The organism is Mycobacterium sp. NGS45 (assembly GCF_059812645.1).
The window spans coordinates 398776-415305 of the sequence record NZ_JCALDB010000001.1 but is presented as its reverse complement, the minus strand read 5'-3'; the positions used below and the strand labels follow the sequence as shown (position 1 = coordinate 415305).

Below are 16530 nucleotides of genomic sequence, written 5' to 3'. Positions count from 1 at the left end.
TCGTCACGCCGGTGTCCAGGACCGCCGATCCCACTTCTGTCACTAGGTATCTCCTCGAGTCCGAACCATCGGGTGTGGGGCGCACGGCTACGAACGCCGACCACGCCGGCGCGCCCAGCTCACCGCAGCCATCGGCACTGCGGCCAGGCCGGCCAGCAGCACTCCCAGCGCCCCCAGCGTCACCAGTAGCCCGTTCGACGTCAGCGGTGCGTGCCAAGCGGTTTCTCGGACCGCGCGCTGTTCTTCGGGACCGCCGGTGCGCCCAGGCTCTTCGTCGGTGCCAGTGGTGCTGTGGTCATGGTCATGGTCGTGTGAATGACCGTCGTGTGAATGACCGTCGTGATCATGGCCGTCGTGGTCGTGCAGATCATGGTCGTGGTCGTGCGCGCCGTGGTCATGGTCATGCGTGCCGTGGTCATGGTCATGCCAGCCCAGCGCGTGGTCGTGGTCATGCCCGTCGCCGGTGCCCTCGTGGTCATGGCTGTGCCCGTGCTCGTCGACGAGGAAACCGGCGCCGTGCTCGTGGTCGTGGCCCCCGCCCAGTGTTCCGGCAGCGCCGTGGGCGTGGTCGTGCGCGCCGGCGCCGTGCACGTGATCATGCGCCCCGACCGTGCCGGCGTTTCCATGGCTGTGGTCGTGTCCGCCGCCGCCATGGCTGTGGTCATGTCCACCACCGCCGCCGCCATGGCTGTGGTCATGTCCGTCGCCACCGTCATGGTCGTGGTCGTGATCCCCGCCGTCACCTTCGTGGTCATGGTCGTGATCGCCGTCGTGATCCTCACCATCACCCTCGTGATCGTGATCGTGATCGCCGTCGTGATCCCCACCATCACCCTCGTGATCGTGATCGTGATCGCCGTCGTGATCCCCACCATCACCCTCGTGGTCATGGTCGTGATCGCCGTCGTGATCCCCACCATCACCCTCGTGGTCATGGTCGTGATCGCCGTCGTGATCCCCACCATCACCCTCGTGGTCATGGTCGTGATCGTCGCCGAGTTCATGATCATGGCCGTCGTGATCGTGGTCGTCGTGTTCGTGATCGTCGACGGGGGCGGTGACCACCGCCCGGCGCTTCGCGCCGGTGAACGTCAACCGACTGACCGCGCGACCAGAAACCTTGTCGGACAACGGTTCAGCACTGGTATCGGTCGTCCGCTGTCCGATGACCCGGCCGCGCGACGCGTCCCGAGGTTCGGTGCGAGCCTCCCCGGCCGTCCGCTGTCCGGTGACCCGGCCACGCAACGAGTCCCGAGGTTCGGTGCGAGCCTCCCCGGCCGTCCGCTGTCCGGTGGCCCGGCCACGCAACGAGTCCCGAGGTTCGGTGCGGGCCTCGCCGGCGGCAGGCTCCGACGGGGGCTTCGATCCGGTACGGGCCCCGCCCACGACCGAACGTCGTGCCGTGGATTCGTCCTTGGCGTTGCGGGCCCGGTCCGGCGTGGACTTGTCCGCATCAGCGCGCGGGCCGCCATCCGAGGTGTCCGACGGCGCCAAGGGCCGGTGCTGGTTCATCAGTTGCACCGCGGTTTTGCGCACCGGGAGCTCGCGCGTCGTCGCGACGGCCGCGGCCGAGGCGACGTCCGCCGACCGCGGAACACTCTCGGCCACATAACCGCCCACCAGCACCGCGGCCGACGACACCGCGCCTACCCAGCGCAAGTGCTCCGGCACATCGCGGACCCCGATCGCCGACTGCCTGTCCTTCGCCATTTCGACGACGATAATGAAAACGGTTTTCATTATCAAGCAGCGCTGTCTCGCACCGCGAGGACTAGATTGGCGATGGTGGGTGGTAACCAGAAGCTCAGGACCGATCTGACCGGCGCTCCGGAGACCCTGCTCGCCACGCTCTACGGGCGGGCCCTGGACGCCGGCCGGCCGAATTCACTGCTGCACGACCGATGGGCGCGAGAGACCGTCGACCGAATCGACTACGACTGGGCCAGAACCGGGATCACCGTACGGAACAGCCCCGCCGTCGCACTTCGATCACTGCACTTCGACACCTGGGCCAGGCAATTCCTGGCCGCACATCCGAGGGCGACCGTCCTGCACCTCGGCTGCGGGCTCGACAGCCGCTACTTCCGGGTGGCCCCGGGCCCCGAGGTGGCCTGGTACGACGTCGACTACCCAGAGGTTGCGCGCCTGCGCCGCGACCTGCTGCCCGACGCCGACGGGTGCCATGTCCTCGGCAGCTCGGTCACCGACCCCGGCTGGCTCACCGAGGTGACCCACGACCGGCCCACTCTGATGCTCGGCGAGGGCCTGACCATGTATCTGACCAAGGCCGAGGGGCTGGCGATGTTGCGCCGCATCGTCGATGAGTTCCCTTCTGGTGAACTGCAATTCGACGCGTTCAACATCCTGGGCATCAAATCGCAATGGACCAACACACCCGTGCGGCGCTCCGGGGCCAAGCTGCACTGGGCCGTCAACGGGCCCGACGACATCCTGTCTGCGGTGCCGGGGACCCGCCTGCTGGCCTGGGTTCCGGTATTCGAGTCCGAGGCGTTCAGCCACCTGTCCGGCCAATACCGCCTGCTGGCCGCGGCAATGAATCGGGTGCCCGGGCTGCGCACCATGGCGCAGTTCCACCGCTACGCGTTCTGAGTCTGTCAGCGCTCAGCGTCGGAGTCCGGGCGCATGCGCTCGCGAAGACTGTCGTAGATGGGCTCTGACCTCAGCAGTTCCGCGACCAGCACGGCCGCTGCGGTGGCACCGAGCAGCGGGATCGCGACCGCGGTGGTCGCCGTCATCTCGATCACGATGACGGCGCCGGTCAGTGGCGCCCGGACCACCGCACCGAAGAACGCGCCCATGCCGATGATCGCCATCGAGATCGCCAGCCCGCTCTGCTCACCGGGCAGCAGGACATCCACGACCGCGGCGGACGCCACGCCCCACAGTGCTCCGACGGCGAGCAACGGCGCGAACAAGCCGCCCGGCAGCCCGGTCGAATAGGACAGCGGGCCGGCCAGGAACCGCACCGCCAGATAGCCGACGACCACCGCGATCCCGAACCGCTGGCCGGTGAGCAGTGATTGGGTCAGATCGTCACCGCCGCCGACGGTGTGCGGGTCGATGAACATCGCCAGGCCGAGCAGCGCGCCCACCACGCCAGCCCACAGCAGCGGTGGCAGCCGGCGCAGTGCCGCCACCCGGTCCAACATGCCCAGCACCAGCCGGTTGTAGAGCACACCGAGCAGGCCAGTCAGCAATCCGAACACGATGAAGATGGGCAGCAACGAAAGCGGCTCGGCAGCAACAGGTTCGACGATGAAGTCGGGGCGGTTCCCGTTGATCAGCCGAGAGCACCCGACCGCGGTCGCGGTGGCCACCAGGGTGGGCAGCACGATGCGTAGCTGGAAAGCCTTGTTGACCTCTTCGAGCGCGAACAGGGTGCCGCCGATCGGCGCATTGAACGCCACCGCCAGGCCCGCACCGCCGAGTGCGGTCTGCATGAATCGGGTGTCGGCGTCGGACAGGCGGGCCCGCTGGGCCGTCGCGGCTCCGATGGCCGCACCCATGTGCACGGTCGGGCCTTCCCGGCCCAGCACACCGCCGGAGCCGATGGCCAGCACTCCCCCGATGAACTTCACCGGCACCAAACCGAGGCCGGACGGCCGGGCCTGGCCCCGGTGCACCGCTTCCACGTGCTGGATGCCACTTCCCGCGGCCACCGGCATCCACCCCACGATCAGCCCGGCCAACACCGCACCCAGGGCCGCGAAGGCAATCGGCGCCAGCCACCCCGGTCCGGGCACCCGATGCGCCCAGTCCACCAGATCTATCCGCAGCTCATCAGCGAGGTCCAGACACCACCGAAACGCACCCCCGACGGCCCCGATCGCCAGTCCGGCAAGCATGGCGAGCACACAGATGAACACCATGCCCCGCGCCGACTCGGCCGGGTCTTGCTGCACCGAACCGGGTTTCGTCACCGTTCGACATACCCTTCCGGCATCGCAGGTGCCGTGGCGCAATACCGGATCATGGACGACCGCGGCACCCGGAGCGTGCACACGCCCCCAGTTTGGCAGAACGACGGCCGCCGGGCGCCGCGAGTGCGCGGGTTCACCGCGCACGCGCCGGGCAGCCTCCCCAATATCTTGGGTCACACGCGTAACAATGGCCCCATGTCCGCTCCTGCCGAAGTTCAGCAGTCACCCGACGACACCCAGTCCGCTACCGATCCGGTGTCACCAGCCCCGGCTCCGACGTTGGCGGCTGTGAGCGACGCGTCGGCCGCTCCCGCGCAGGACAAACCGGCGTGGACGGCAGCGGCGAAACGGCAGGCCGCGACCGTGACCTCCAAGCTCACGCCGTTCGCGCGGTTGGCCGGCGAACGGGTGGCCGCGGCCTCGCCGATGGCCCTGCTGCTCGGGCTGCTCGGGATTCTGGCCACGCTGAGCGTTATCGCGTCGGTGGCACTCGACAACTCGCTGGGCGTGACCTGCGCGGTGGTGTTCGTGCCGGTGTTGTCGGCCGCACTGGGCGCGCTCGGCATGCGGTGCGCTGCAGAATGGCGGGCCGGCCAGGCGGCACGCCAGGACGCCCGCGCAGAGTCCGCGCAGTTGCAGCAGGTCGAGCACACCCTCGACTACGTCGACGGCAAGCTCACGGCCGCCCTGACGCAGTTCGGCTCCGATCGACACAATGATGCTGTCATCGCGATGTTCCAGGCCAAGGCCGCCACCGAGCTGTATCTGGGCTCCGATGCCGCGCAACCCGATTCGAGTGCGCCCGCGGCAGTGTCCAGCGGCGAATCCGCCACCAGCTATGCCCTGGCCGACTTCTTGGCTCCGGCTGCGCTGCGCTCCGGTGAGCGCAGCGAGCGCAGCGGTGGGTTCTCGCTGATCTGAGCCGATTGCGGGCCGCCGGGCGGCACGACCCGAATACGGGTTCAAGCGGTGTGCGCGGCGGGTACTCCTCGACGGCGTTTCGGCCCGAAGGAGTACCGCCATGGACATTCGTAGATCCGCCCGTCTACTCGCGGGCGCAGCCATCCCGGCGTGCGGAGTGATCGTCGGCCTGCCGGCGCCGGCGGTCGCGGCGCCCTGCCCGGACGTGGAGGTGGTGTTCGCCCGCGGCACCGCCGAGGCACCCGGGGTCGGCGGGGTGGGACAGGCGTTCGTCGACGCCGTCCGGGCCCAGACACCGGGAAAGTCAGTTGGCGTGTACGGCGTGAACTACGCCGCCGCCAGCAATTTCGGGGACGGCATCGAGTTCGCACGCACCGTGGTCGACGGTATCCGTGACGAAGCCGACCACGTCCAGACCATGGCCGCCAATTGCCCGGACACCCGGATGATCCTCGGCGGCTATTCGCAGGGAGCCGCGGTGACCGGGTTCGTCACGGCCTCGGAGATACCCGAAGGTGTCCCGGCGGCGTTCGTGCCTGCGCCGATGCCGGCCGAGGTCGCCGATCACGTCGCGGCCGTGGTGTTGTTCGGAAAGCCGTCTGCGCAACTGCTCGGCCGCTACGGCGCACCCCCGGTGGACATCGGACCGCGCTACGCGGGCAAGACCCTCGAGTTGTGCGACGCGGGCGACACCATCTGCTCGGGTGCGCCCGACGCCGCACCGACCGTCGCGCATGTGCTCTACCCGGTCAACGGGATGGTGAACGAAGCCGCGGGTTACGCCGTCGCTCGGCTGTAGCGCAGCCCGGGCACGCCGTGAGCCGGCCCGCCCGGTGAGCACGCACCGGGCGGACCGGCGAGCATCAGGGCCTCGGCGCTCAGGCCTCGCTCATGCCGTCGACCGGTTCGGGCACACCGCCTTCGCGCACGGCCTTCTCGATGCGCGCGCCCAGGTCGGCGTCGACGTTGCGCCAGTACTGGAAGGCCCGCTCCAGCACGTCGCCACTGACGCCGCCGGAGAGCGCCCCCGAGATGGTCGCCACGGCCTCGGTGCGCTGTGCGTCGTCCCACACCTCGCGCACCAGCGTGCCGGCCTGGCCGAAGTCGTCGTCCTCGGAGCGCAAAGTGTATGCCGCCCGGAGCAATTCACCGTCGGTTTCCCAACCGTCCTCGGCCGGTCCGGTGGTGTCCGAGAACGGCCGGCCGGTGCTGTTGGGGGCATACACCGCCGCGGCACCGGAGTGCTGATAGGTCATCTGGCCGTCGAACATATAGGTGTTCACCTCCACACCTTCGCGCGGCTGGTTGACCGGCAGCTGGTGGAAGTTGGTGCCGATCCGGTTGCGCTGCGCGTCGTTGTAGGCGAACGCCCGACCGAGCAGCATCTTGTCCGGGGACAGTCCGATGCCGGGCACGGTGTTACCCGGCGAGAACGCGGCCTGTTCGATCTGCGCGAAGAAGTTCTCCGGGTTGCGGTTCAACGTGTAGGTGCCGACCCGGATCAGCGGGTAGTCGGCGTGCGACCAGGTCTTGGTCAGGTCGAACGGGTTGAACCGGTAGTCGGCGGCCTCGGCGTACGGCATCACCTGGACCGAGACCCGCCAGCTGGGATGCTCACCGCGGGCGATCGCGTCGAACAGGTCGCGGCGGTGGAAGTCGGCGTCCTCGCCGGCCATCGCGGCGGCCTCGGCGTTGGAGAAGAACTCCATGCCCTGCTCGGTGTGGAAGTGGTACTTGACCCAGAACTTCTCCCCGCCGGCGTTGACCCACATGTAGGTGTGTGAGCCGTAGCCGTTCATGTGCCGCCAGGTTCGGGGCAGGCCGCGCTGCCCCATCAGATAGGTGACCTGATGCGCGGATTCCGGGTTGAGGGTCCAGAAATCCCACTGCATCTGCCCCGAGCGCAATCCCGAATCCGGCAGCCGCTTCTGGCTGCGGATGAAGTGCGGGAACTTGATCGGGTCGCGCAAGAAGAAGATCGGGGTGTTGTTGCCGACCAGGTCGTAGTTGCCCTCCGAGGTGTAGAACTTCATCGAGTAGCCGCGTACGTCGCGCCAGGTGTCCGGGCTGCCCTGTTCGCCGGCCACGGTGGAAAACCGCACCAGCACATCGGTTTCAGCGCCCTTCTGGAACAGCGCGGCCTTGGTGTACTGCGAGACGTCCTCGGTGACCTGCAGCACGCCGAAGGCGCCGGAGCCCTTGGCGTGCGGGCTGCGCTCGGGCACCCGCTCGCGGTTGAAGTGCGCCATCTGTTCCAGGAAGTGCACATCATGCAGGACGATCGGGCCGTTGGCGCCGACGGTCAGTGAGTTGCGATCGCTGAACGCCGGTGCGCCGGTGCCGGTGGTGGAACCGGATGCGGATGCAGACATGACAGATCTCCGTTCACTTGGGCTGTGTGCTGGGCTGACAGGCAGGGCAGACGCCCCAATAGGTCACTTCGGCTTCGTCGACCTGGAATCCGGCGTCGTCCTCGGTGTGCAGGCAGGGCGCCTTACCGGTGGCACATTTCGCGTCGGCGATGGCGCCACAGGATCGGCACACCAGATGGTGATGGTTGTCGCCGGTATCGAGTTCGAAGCGGGCCGCAGAGCGCGCCGGTTCGATGCGTCGCAACAAGCCGACGTCGGTGAGCGCGTACAGCACGTCGTACACCGCTTGAGTGGACAGGGATCCGAGACGCCTGCGGGCACCGGCCGCGATGGCGTCGACGTCAGCGTGCGGATGCGCTTGCACTTCGGCCAGCACCGCGAGTCGGGGCTGAGTCACCCGCAGCCCCACTCGGCGTAGTTCTTCGTGCCAGAGCGTCATGCCCGCTGCCTTCCAATTGGAATGCGTCAAGTTCCACCATGGCCCACAAACTTGCTGAATGCAAGTGTTGCTTTCTGCAATACTGGCGGTCATGGATGAGACGATGATCGCCGCTGCACTGTTGTCCGGCCCGGACGCCATCATGGCCGCAGACCGAAACGGCTTGATCACGTTCTGGAACGCCGGCGCGGAAAGAATTTTCGGATTCTCGGCCGACCAGGCGATCGGCGAATCCCTGGATCTGATCATCCCGAAGCGGTTACGCGCTCGACACTGGGCCGGATGGCATCAGGTCATGCAGACCGGCCAGAGCCGTTACGGGGACGGCGATCTGCTGGCGGTCCCGGCGGCGCACGCCGACGGTTCCACACTGTCGGTGGAGTTCGTGATCCACCCGGTCACCGACAGTGCCGGCCAGTTGCTGGGCATCGCGGCCACCCTGCGCGATGTCACGGCCCGGTTCCAGGAGACCCGTGAGTTGCGACGCCAACTCGCTGACCGCTGACGGGTGAGACACTTCCCAGATGAGCACCGCAGTGTCCCCGCCGACCAAGACGCCGGCTGCGGAGTTGCTGGCCTTCGAGACGGCCACCCGCGACCTGGTCGGCGTCGCCTTGCGCAGCCTCGAGGACCTCGACGTCTCCCTGGCCCAGTTCCGGCTGCTGGCGGTGCTTCAGGAGCATGGCCGCTCCACCTCGACCCAGTGCGCCAAACTGCTCGGCGTGGCGGGATCGTCGGTCACCCGACTGGCTGACCGGCTGCACGCCGCCGGGTATCTGGTGCGCGTGGCCGACCCGTCCAACCGGCGCATTGTGGCCTTGGAGCTGACGACGGCGGGACGCAAGCTGGTCACCCGAGCCGCCGCCCGACGGCGCCGGGAACTGAGCCGGGTGCTCGACCGGGTCGACCCGGCCGCGCGCGCCGGCTGCGCGGCCGTGCTCACCGCGATGCACGAGCAATTCCAGCAGCAGGCCGACACACCGAACCACCGACTGCCGTTGTAGTCGGCCGAAATCGACCACCGGCCAGCAGAGTTCGCGCCCGACGCAGCGATTCTGTGGCACGGGCTGGTCAGGCCCGACCGTTCGGTGTAGCGTTTTTACAAGGAAAACTTGTATAAACACAGGAGGGCGGCCATGAGCATCGCAGAACGCAGCACCAGCACCGTCTGGGAGGGCCCGCTGGCCTCGGGGACCGGCCAGTTGCGCTCCGGCAGCGGAGCGCTGACCGGACTGGACGTGACCTGGGCCGCGCGCACCGAGGCTCCCGGCGGCAAGACCAGCCCGGAGGAGTTGGCGGCCGCCGCGCACTCGTCGTGCTTTTCGATGGCGCTGGCACTCAAGCTCGGCGAGCAGCAGCTGACGCCGGAGCGTCTGGACGTGCAGGCCACCGTCACCCTTGACGAGGTCGACGGCCTACCCACCATCACCACGTCGAAGCTCGTGGTCAAGGCGCAGGTCAACGGCCTGGAGCCGGAGAAGTTCCAAAAGATCATCGACGAGACCGCGGCGCTGTGTCCGGTGTCGCGGTTGTTCGCCGGAGCCAAGATCAGCGTGGAAGCCGAACTTCGATGACTACCGTGGGCGCTGCCCTGGAACGCGAGCACCGCGTCATCGACGACGGAATTCTGCTCTTCGCCGGCGCGGATCCGGCGGCGGTGACCGAACAGCAGCGCACCGCGCTGCTGGACGCCATCGCGGTGTTGCGCCGGCACATCTACCTGGAAGAGCAGTACCTGTTCCCGCCGTTGCGCGCGGCCGGTCTGGTCGGCCCCGTGATGGTGATGGTGCATGAGCACGGTTTGATGTGGCCGCTGCTGGATCAGGTCGAGCAGTTGGTCGAGGCCCGCGACTACGGCACCGCGGCCCAGCTGTGCCGAAATCTGTTGGAGAAACTGAACTCTCACAACATGAAGGAAGAGCGGATCCTGTACCCGGAGGCCGAGGCGACCCTGCCCGCCGAGGAGCTCGCGGAGCTGACCGGCTTGTTGGGCACGGCCGAACTTCCCACCGGTTGGACCTGCGGCGGGGTGACTGTCGACTGACTCAGAGCCGGCCGGCGGCGAAGTCGGCGGCCTGATCGACCAGCCCGGTCTGGATGTAGGCGTTGTGCGCGTTCATGTCCAAGCCGCCTGGAAAGCAGATCGGATCGTTGGGTACGCACTGATCGATCAGCTTGCCGGCGTAGGCAGGGTCGATCACCGGTAACGCGCCCGGGGAGAGTGCGTCGGCGAACGACGTACGTGGGCCACCGAAGTCGGCAACCGCGGCGACGTGATCGGCGACGTCAGCCAGCAGACCCGAGGTGGCCAGGTCGATCACGCCCGCGCCCTGCGAGAAGCCGCCGAGCACCAGCTTGGTGTCCGGGCAGGCCGCGGCGGTGGACTGGATGTGCACCCGCGCGTCGTCGGCACCGGCCGGTGTGCTGCGGTCGAAGTCGTGGCTGGCCGGGTAGTTCACCGGGTAGGCCTGCACCGAACGGTCGGCCAGGCGTGCGCGCAGCGCGTCGACGAACGCCTGGCCTACTCCGCCGACTCCCGGCGGCTCGCCGGTGCCGCGAGCGAACACGACCTCGACGTCGGGGCAGGGCTCGGCGGCCGAGTCCGGAGCAATGATCACGGGTGCCGTCCCGGCCAGCACCCAGGCGGCGCAGCCGGCGAACAGGGTCGCGCGTGCGGTCATCTTCCCCATGTTGGCATGTCGCTGACCGCGGGGCAGGTGTAACCGGTACCGCATACAGCAACACGGCATACAACAACAACACGGCGGGGACTGACCGTGTGGTCAGTCCCCGCCGTCCCCCTCGATTCAGCGGTTGCGGTTGTACTGGTGGTGGTGGTGTGCGACGCTGCCGGGCTGGTGGAACGACTTGTCCTGGTGCGGGAAGGCTTCGTGGTGCACCGGCTGGCTCATGTTCGGGCCCCGGTCCACCGGCGCGGTCTCGGCCTGGCTGGCGGTGGCGACACCGATGGCGAGCAGGGCGGGGGCGACGGCGATGAGGGCACCTGAGGCGATCCGGCGGGCGATGGTGGTCATTTGAATTCTCCTGTGCTAGTTGACTTTTGGGTTCTCCTGCCGGTGTGTTCCGGCGTTGATACAACTATCGCGCCGATCCGCCGTCGGGTCTGTCCGGCAGTCGGCGGTTACGCAGGATGAATCGGGTGTCCCCCGATCGGGGGACAACGAGGCAGCGAAGTCATCCCCGGCCCGGCTGTTTGGCCCGAGTCGCCCCCGCACCAGGCTGATCGTGTTCGAATCGAACGATGAACCCACAACTGCCCTTGACCATGCCGCTCGAAGAGGCCATGCGCACCCAGCGGGCGATCCGCCGGCTCAAACCCGACCCGGTCGACGACGAGTTGCTGCTGCACCTGCTCGAGCTCGCCATGAAGGCCCCGACCGGTTCCAACGCGCAGAACTGGGAGTTCATCGTGGTCAAGGACCGCGCCGTGGTGGCGAAACTGGGGCGGCTGAATCGGCGCGCGTTGAACGTCGGGGCGGGGATCTACTCGCGGATCGCGAGCCGTCGCAACGCCGGCGACGCCGAAGCCGACGACCAGATGCAGCGCATCGAGAAGGCGGTGCGCTGGCAGGCCGAGCACTTCGACGAGATCCCGGTGGTCGTGGTGGCCTGCCTCAACGGGGTCGTCCCGCCGTGGCCGCCGATCGCGACCACCAGCTCCTACGGCTCCATCTACCCGGCGGTGCAGAACCTGCTGCTGGCCGCACGCGCGGCGGGTCTGGGCGCCGCTCTGATCACCATCCCGTTGTGGAGCAAGTTCCTGGCTCGCCGCGCACTCGGATTGCCGTGGAACGTGACACCGTGCGCGGTGATCCCGATGGGCTGGCCCAAGGGCAAGTACGGACCCACCACGCGTCGTCCGGTCGGTGAGCTGGTGTCGCTGGACCGCTACGGCAACCGCGCGTTCCGGCAGCCGTCGAGCTGAGCCCCGACGCGGCGGGACTCGCAGACGTGACCAGTAGGCGACTTGCCCTGGCAGCACTGGCTTTCGGGGTGCTGGCGCTGACCGCGGGTGGACTGCAGGGTTGGGCGTTCATCAGCACCCAGAACGCGCGCAGTGCCGTGCTCGCGGTGTTCGCACTGTCGGTCGGATCCAGTGTGGTGATCGCGGCAACACGGGCCTTGCGGCGGGCGCAGAATGGAGATCAGCGCCGATGAAGGAGTGAGCCGTCATGGTCCGAACACACACGGTTGCGGCGGGGGAAACGCTGTCGGCGTTGGCCTTGCGCTTCTACGGCGACCCCGGCCTGTATCGGCTGATCGTCGCCGCCAGCGGCATCTCCGACCCCGATGTCATCAACCCGGGACAACGGTTGATCATCCCGGACTACGCACGGTATGCGGCCGTCGCCGGCGACACCCCGGCGGCGGTGGCGAACCGCTTCTACGGGGACGCGCAACTGGATTGGCTGATCGGCGCGGCCAACGGCCTGGCTCCCGGCAGCGGCCTGAGCCCGGGCCAGCCTTTGATCATCCCGGACATCACGCGTCACACCGTCGTCGCCGGCGACACCCTGGCCGCGATTGCGAACCGTGCCTACGGCGACGCCGACCTCTACCCGCTGATCGCTCGGGTGAACGGGATCGCCGATCCCGCCGTCATCCGCACCGGGCAGGTGCTGGTCGTCTTCGTCGGGCGCAGTGACGGGTTCGGATTGCGGATCGTGGACCGCAACGAGAGCGATGCACGGCTGTGGTACTACCGCTTCCAGACCGCGGCGATCGGCTGGAACCCCGGGATCAACGTGTTGCTGCCGGATGACTACCGCACCAGCGGACACCGCTACCCGGTGCTGTATCTGCTGCACGGCGGCGCTGCGGACTTCCGCCAGTTCGACTTCCTGGGCGTGCGAGAGCTGACCGCGGGCAAGCCGCTCATCGTGGTCATGCCCGACGGCGGCGGCGCGGGTTGGTACTCCAACCCGGTCAGTTCCTTTGTCGGCCCGCGGAATTGGGAGACCTTCCACATCGCCCAACTGTTGCCGTGGATCGAGGCGAACTTCCGCACTTACGCCGAGTACGACGGCCGCGCGGTCTCCGGGTTCTCGATGGGTGGTTTCGGTGCGCTGAAGTACGCCGCAAAGTACTACGGCCACTTCGCTTCGGTCAGCAGCCACTCCGGGCCGGCCAGTCTGCGCCGTGATTTCGGCCTGGTGGTGCATTGGGCGAACATCACTTCGGCGGTGCTGGACCTGGCCGGCGGCACGGTCTACGGCGCACCGCTGTGGGATCAGGCCCGGGTGAGCGCCGACAACCCGGTCGAGCGGATCGACAGTTACCGCAACAAACGGATCTTCCTGGTCGCCGGCACCAGCCCGGATCCGCTGAACTGGTTCGACAGCGTCAACGAGACGCAGGTGCTGGCCGGTCAACGCGAGTTCCGTGAGCGGCTCAGCGCGGCCGGCATACCGCATGAGGGCCATGAAGCGCTCGGCGGCCACGTCTTTCGACCCGAGATGTTCGTCCGCGACCTCGACGGCATGATCGCCCGGCTGCGCCCCGCTGCTGCCGCGGGCGCGCCGACCCAGCTATGACAGCTCGCCGCTGTCCGGTGCCACCACCTTCAGATTCAACGCGGCGGCCGTGGCCGGCCCCACGATCCCGTCGACCCGCAGTCCTGGGGTGCGGCGCTGAAACTGTCGGACGGCGGCCTCGGTCTCCGGACCGAAGATCCCGTCGACCACCAGGTCGCCGGCGTAGCTGGGATAGCCGTATTTGAGCCGTCGTTGTAGTTCGGCAACCTGCGGCCCGTCCGAGCCGCGGAACAACAGCACGTGGGCGTACTCCCCGACCGGCACCGGCGGGCGCGGCGTCGGCGCCGGCTGGTCGATGACGCCGATCCTGGCTTGAATGTCGTTGCGCAGGATGTCCATGTCGATCGCGCCGGGATCCCATTTCCCTTGGGCGCGACCGGCATACTCCTTGTGCCCGATGGTGCGGTTGGCGTTCTGGGTGAGCCGGCGGTTGATCGCCGCGCAGCAACGGACCAGCGCGTCGTATTGGGCGTCGGGCCAGTTGGTGCGGTGCCGCGCAGTCGGACTGGTGCCGCTGTTGGCGCATTCGATTCCGATCAGATGCCAGTTGCCCATGTTGGCGGGTAGCCACGGGTACATCCCGACGCCGGCGTGCCAGGCGACACCGAGTGCCACCACGGTCACCGTGCCGTCGCGGGCGATGTGCAGTTGCGACAGCGGTCCCGGCAGATCCGGTCGGCCGTGCGCGATCGAGGCTGCACTGGCGTGGTCGGATCCGGTGTGGTGCACCATGACACCGCGGATGTCCTTGAAGTCGCCGTGGCCGCGGTTGCGCCAGCCGGGGAACTCGACGAGGTCGACACCCTCGTCGCGCAGCACGTCGGCCAACCACACCGGGTCACCGATCCATCGCGCTATCTGGGGCACGGTGTCGTCCTCATCGGTGTCTTCGCGGCAAATTTCTGCTGTTGCCCCACCGAAGGTAGTCGCGCGAAACCCGTTGCGCCACAAGCCCCGGGTACAGCTCTATACCGGGCAGGTACCGCCGAAGAACAAATCGCAGGTGGTCGCCAGACCGTTGAGCACGTTGGCGGGCAACGCCGTGACGAAGTCGGTCGCGCTGATCGCGCGCAGCGAGGTGATGTCGGTGGCGGTCTGGGTGCCGATCAGCACCGCGACCGCGTCGCCTTCTGTGGTGCTGATGGTGAACCAGTCGTTGCCGTCGTCATCCCCGTACTGGCCCGCGCATTTGACATCCTCGCTCTCCTTGCAGGCCCCGGTGTCCGGATCGATCTTCTCATCGAACATGTCGTTGATCCAGCCCGCCGACAACTGCCGAACGGCCAACGGGTTCTGCGGTTGCGGGAATCCGGCGATCAGGTAGGCGACGGCCTGGATCAGCGGGTTGCCGCCCTGCATCGGGTCCATGTGCACGCCGTCTTCGAGCACCACCCCGACGAACTGGTCCGGCCGCGCGTCGCTGAGTTGGTCGTTGACGTCGCTGAACACGTTGAGGAAGTTCAGCGGGGCGCCGATCTCGTAGACCGGGATGTAGTCGAGCGGATCGTCGTCGCCGGTCTCGGGGGTGCCGTTGGTCTGCAGCCGGTCGAGCCGGTCCATGGCCTCGGGCAGGATCGAACCCATCGGCACCGCGTCGTAGATCACCACGCCGGCAAGATCATTGGGTGCTGACAGGCCCTGTTCGCGTCGACGGGTCAGACCCTCGGCGTAGTAGCCGGCCACCCCGGGCCCGAACCCGCCGCCGAGCGAGTGCCCGACCAGCACGAAGTCCTCCGGCACGGTGAGCGTGCCGTCGCCGCCGGCGTTCATCTCCGCGGTGTCCATGCTGGCGTTGAGCGCTTCCCGGTCCGGGTCGAGGAACAGCTGCGCCACCGCCTCGTGCAGGTTGTCCCCGCCCAGCCACATCCCGTCGGCCTCGAACGGGTTTGACGTGAACGTGGTGGTGACGACGATGCTGTTGGTCGACTTGGCCAGATAGGACGCCGTGTAGCTGTACAGCGGCCCGTTGGCCAAGAAGCCGTGCTGCAGGTAGATCATTCGGTCCGGCTGGGACTCTCCTTCACCGACAATGGGGAAATACCAATTGGATTCGACTACGTGGCCTTCGGAAACCTTCAGCGTCGAACTGCTGACCTGCACCTGATTGCGCAGTTCGGGCGGCACCACCGGGTCGCCACCGACGACGCGTTCCAACGTGGCCAACGTGTCGAACACGACGTCGCCGAGCAGCGACAGCGGCTTGGGGTAGTCCTGCGGTTCCGGGTTGAGGAACAGCGCGCCGAGGCCGCGCAGCACATCGTGGATCGCCTCGACCGGATCCGGGCGGCCGGTGCTGTTGGGCGCCGACTCGGCTGCCCGTGGTGCGACGACGTCGGCTGCGGTGCGGGCCGACGCGTCGACGGCGGGGTCGGCGGCGGGTTTCGGCGGCTCGGGCGGCAGCGCCGCGGCGGGGTCCGCATCCGGTTGCACCGCTGCCGGTTTCAGCGCCGACGGGCCGACCCGTTCGACGCGCAACGACTCCGCCGCCGAGCGGATGCTGATCGGCGGGCGGACCCGAATCTCGACCGGCGCGGTCTCGGCGGCGCCGGCAGCGGTGTCGGCCAGGCTGGCCGCGACCTCACCGGCGAAGTCCGTGCTGGTGTCCCGGGCCGCGTCGGTGGCCTCGCGCAGCGCGCCGCGGACCTTCGTGCGCACCGAGTCTGCGGTCCGAGTGATCGAGCCGGAGCGAACGCGGGCCGGCTTCTCGGCGTCGGCGTCGGTGGTGTCGGCCTTGGCGCCGTCGGCGATCTTGGCGGCGTTGGTGTGAGCCCCCGGACCCACGGCGGTGGACGCATCGGTCGCGGTGCGGGTGGCCTCGACACCCGAAACCTTGGCTTTCGGCCGGTGCGCCCCGGCGCGTTGGGCGCGGGTCTGTGGTCCGCGCTCAGCACGGTCTTGCGTGGCCGTCGGCTTGGTGTCCGACTGGGGGCCGGCGTCGTCATCGGCTGTGGCGACGCCCGCACCGGCGAGCATGGCTGCCGATACCCCCGCGGTGAACATTCCGGCACCGACCCACGCCCCGACCCGTGTCATCCTCGCCCCTTTTCCGTTGTCACCGTTGGGCACGCTAGCGTTTTCGGCACACCGCCAAGGTGTATTTGCGTGGACTGGCGTCGCCTTCTCGGCCCGGCTGCGGCGACAACGGCGTTTCGAGTACGGCGGTACCAATCTTCAGCGAACACCACGCCCGCCCGGACCGGGGCGGGCAAAGGGGAGTTCGGGCGCACTTGCGGCGTCCTGTCGGGGTTTCCGAGATGCATCGGTTAGGTTGCCCACACCCAAGGCGGCACCGCACGGGCCCG

The 16530-nt window shown here is 68.2% G+C and carries 17 protein-coding genes; 10 read left to right on the top strand and 7 right to left on the bottom strand.

What is annotated here, in order from left to right:
* Positions 1–1782: 1782 nt before the first annotated feature.
* Positions 1783–2610 carry a class I SAM-dependent methyltransferase gene (locus AC5Y3P_RS01995; protein WP_500044277.1) on the top strand — a complete coding sequence of 276 codons (828 nt, stop codon included), beginning with the start codon at positions 1783–1785 and terminating at the stop codon, positions 2608–2610.
* 5 nt (positions 2611–2615) lie between these two features.
* Here AC5Y3P_RS01995 and AC5Y3P_RS01990 read toward each other — a convergent pair whose 3' ends face one another.
* A complete protein-coding gene (locus AC5Y3P_RS01990) occupies positions 2616–3941 on the bottom strand; it encodes a ClC family H(+)/Cl(-) exchange transporter (protein ID WP_500044190.1) in 1326 nt (441 codons plus the stop codon).
* A gap of 195 nt (positions 3942–4136) precedes the next feature.
* Here AC5Y3P_RS01990 and AC5Y3P_RS01985 point away from each other — a divergent pair, with 195 nt between their 5' ends.
* Both AC5Y3P_RS01985 and AC5Y3P_RS01980 read left to right on the top strand, forming a co-directional pair.
* Positions 4137–4862 carry a hypothetical protein gene (locus tag AC5Y3P_RS01985; protein ID WP_500044189.1) on the top strand — a complete coding sequence of 242 codons (726 nt, stop codon included), beginning with the start codon at positions 4137–4139 and terminating at the stop codon, positions 4860–4862.
* A 100-nt stretch (positions 4863–4962) separates the two neighbouring features.
* Positions 4963–5661 carry a cutinase family protein gene (locus AC5Y3P_RS01980; protein WP_500044188.1) on the top strand — a complete coding sequence of 233 codons (699 nt, stop codon included), beginning with the start codon at positions 4963–4965 and terminating at the stop codon, positions 5659–5661.
* A 79-nt stretch (positions 5662–5740) separates the two neighbouring features.
* Here AC5Y3P_RS01980 and AC5Y3P_RS01975 read toward each other — a convergent pair whose 3' ends face one another.
* Both AC5Y3P_RS01975 and AC5Y3P_RS01970 read right to left on the bottom strand, forming a co-directional pair.
* Positions 5741–7234: a catalase gene (locus AC5Y3P_RS01975; RefSeq protein ID WP_500044187.1), complete on the bottom strand. Its 1494-nt coding sequence runs from the start codon at positions 7232–7234 to the stop codon at positions 5741–5743.
* 13 nt (positions 7235–7247) lie between these two features.
* Positions 7248–7673: a Fur family transcriptional regulator gene (locus AC5Y3P_RS01970; RefSeq protein WP_500044186.1), complete on the bottom strand. Its 426-nt coding sequence runs from the start codon at positions 7671–7673 to the stop codon at positions 7248–7250.
* A gap of 91 nt (positions 7674–7764) precedes the next feature.
* Between AC5Y3P_RS01970 and AC5Y3P_RS01965 the strand changes: the two genes are divergently transcribed.
* From AC5Y3P_RS01965 to AC5Y3P_RS01950, 4 genes are all read left to right on the top strand, one after another.
* Positions 7765–8178, top strand: a complete 414-nt coding sequence (locus AC5Y3P_RS01965; protein WP_500044185.1) for a PAS domain-containing protein — start codon at positions 7765–7767, stop codon at positions 8176–8178.
* A 19-nt stretch (positions 8179–8197) separates the two neighbouring features.
* Complete coding sequence (locus tag AC5Y3P_RS01960; protein ID WP_500044184.1) at positions 8198–8677, top strand: MarR family winged helix-turn-helix transcriptional regulator; 480 nt, start codon at positions 8198–8200, stop codon at positions 8675–8677.
* Between the two features lie 132 nt (positions 8678–8809).
* A complete protein-coding gene (locus tag AC5Y3P_RS01955; RefSeq protein ID WP_500044183.1) occupies positions 8810–9247 on the top strand; it encodes an OsmC family peroxiredoxin in 438 nt (145 codons plus the stop codon).
* Entirely contained in the window at positions 9244–9717 is a 474-nt protein-coding gene (locus AC5Y3P_RS01950) for a hemerythrin domain-containing protein (RefSeq protein WP_500044182.1), read from the top strand. The genes AC5Y3P_RS01955 and AC5Y3P_RS01950 overlap by 4 nt, the downstream gene beginning before the upstream one ends.
* Before the next feature lies 1 nt (position 9718).
* Here AC5Y3P_RS01950 and AC5Y3P_RS01945 read toward each other — a convergent pair whose 3' ends face one another.
* Complete coding sequence (locus tag AC5Y3P_RS01945; RefSeq protein ID WP_500044181.1) at positions 9719–10354, bottom strand: cutinase family protein; 636 nt, start codon at positions 10352–10354, stop codon at positions 9719–9721.
* Positions 10355–10480: 126 nt separating this feature from the next.
* Complete coding sequence (locus AC5Y3P_RS01940) at positions 10481–10708, bottom strand: hypothetical protein (RefSeq protein WP_500044180.1); 228 nt, start codon at positions 10706–10708, stop codon at positions 10481–10483.
* A 251-nt stretch (positions 10709–10959) separates the two neighbouring features.
* Here AC5Y3P_RS01940 and AC5Y3P_RS01935 point away from each other — a divergent pair, with 251 nt between their 5' ends.
* The 3 genes from AC5Y3P_RS01935 to AC5Y3P_RS01925 are packed head-to-tail and all read left to right on the top strand — an operon-like array spanning position 10960 to position 13228.
* Positions 10960–11619, top strand: a complete 660-nt coding sequence (locus tag AC5Y3P_RS01935) for a nitroreductase family protein (RefSeq protein WP_500044276.1) — start codon at positions 10960–10962, stop codon at positions 11617–11619.
* Between the two features lie 26 nt (positions 11620–11645).
* On the top strand, positions 11646–11852 hold the full coding sequence (locus tag AC5Y3P_RS01930) for a hypothetical protein (protein WP_500044179.1): 207 nt from the start codon (positions 11646–11648) through the stop codon (positions 11850–11852).
* A 14-nt stretch (positions 11853–11866) separates the two neighbouring features.
* Complete coding sequence (locus tag AC5Y3P_RS01925; RefSeq protein WP_500044178.1) at positions 11867–13228, top strand: alpha/beta hydrolase-fold protein; 1362 nt, start codon at positions 11867–11869, stop codon at positions 13226–13228.
* On the opposite strand, the gene AC5Y3P_RS01920 is transcribed toward AC5Y3P_RS01925, so the two are convergent.
* Both AC5Y3P_RS01920 and AC5Y3P_RS01915 read right to left on the bottom strand, forming a co-directional pair.
* Positions 13223–14095, bottom strand: coding sequence for a peptidoglycan recognition protein family protein (locus AC5Y3P_RS01920; protein WP_500044177.1), 873 nt, complete (start codon positions 14093–14095; stop codon positions 13223–13225). The genes AC5Y3P_RS01925 and AC5Y3P_RS01920 overlap by 6 nt on opposite strands.
* A 99-nt stretch (positions 14096–14194) precedes the next feature.
* The gene (locus tag AC5Y3P_RS01915; RefSeq protein WP_500044176.1) at positions 14195–16261 is read right to left on the bottom strand and encodes a hypothetical protein; all 2067 of its coding nucleotides are present in this window, start codon (positions 16259–16261) and stop codon (positions 14195–14197) included.
* Between the last annotated feature and the right edge of the window lie 269 nt (positions 16262–16530).

What these genes read in the sequence shown, in the direction of transcription:
- AC5Y3P_RS01995 (WP_500044277.1), top strand. Translation starts at nt 1,783, where the DNA reads ATGGTGGGTGGTAACCAGAAGCTCAGGACCGATCTGACCGGCGCTCCG.
- AC5Y3P_RS01985 (WP_500044189.1), top strand. Translation starts at nt 4,137, where the DNA reads ATGTCCGCTCCTGCCGAAGTTCAGCAGTCACCCGACGACACCCAGTCC.
- AC5Y3P_RS01980 (WP_500044188.1), top strand. Translation starts at nt 4,963, where the DNA reads ATGGACATTCGTAGATCCGCCCGTCTACTCGCGGGCGCAGCCATCCCG.
- AC5Y3P_RS01975 (WP_500044187.1), bottom strand. Translation starts at nt 7,234, where the DNA reads ATGTCTGCATCCGCATCCGGTTCCACCACCGGCACCGGCGCACCGGCG.
- AC5Y3P_RS01970 (WP_500044186.1), bottom strand. Translation starts at nt 7,673, where the DNA reads ATGACGCTCTGGCACGAAGAACTACGCCGAGTGGGGCTGCGGGTGACT.
- AC5Y3P_RS01965 (WP_500044185.1), top strand. Translation starts at nt 7,765, where the DNA reads ATGGATGAGACGATGATCGCCGCTGCACTGTTGTCCGGCCCGGACGCC.
- AC5Y3P_RS01960 (WP_500044184.1), top strand. Translation starts at nt 8,198, where the DNA reads ATGAGCACCGCAGTGTCCCCGCCGACCAAGACGCCGGCTGCGGAGTTG.
- AC5Y3P_RS01955 (WP_500044183.1), top strand. Translation starts at nt 8,810, where the DNA reads ATGAGCATCGCAGAACGCAGCACCAGCACCGTCTGGGAGGGCCCGCTG.
- AC5Y3P_RS01950 (WP_500044182.1), top strand. Translation starts at nt 9,244, where the DNA reads ATGACTACCGTGGGCGCTGCCCTGGAACGCGAGCACCGCGTCATCGAC.
- AC5Y3P_RS01945 (WP_500044181.1), bottom strand. Translation starts at nt 10,354, where the DNA reads ATGACCGCACGCGCGACCCTGTTCGCCGGCTGCGCCGCCTGGGTGCTG.
- AC5Y3P_RS01940 (WP_500044180.1), bottom strand. Translation starts at nt 10,708, where the DNA reads ATGACCACCATCGCCCGCCGGATCGCCTCAGGTGCCCTCATCGCCGTC.
- AC5Y3P_RS01935 (WP_500044276.1), top strand. Translation starts at nt 10,960, where the DNA reads ATGCCGCTCGAAGAGGCCATGCGCACCCAGCGGGCGATCCGCCGGCTC.
- AC5Y3P_RS01925 (WP_500044178.1), top strand. Translation starts at nt 11,867, where the DNA reads ATGGTCCGAACACACACGGTTGCGGCGGGGGAAACGCTGTCGGCGTTG.
- AC5Y3P_RS01915 (WP_500044176.1), bottom strand. Translation starts at nt 16,261, where the DNA reads ATGACACGGGTCGGGGCGTGGGTCGGTGCCGGAATGTTCACCGCGGGG.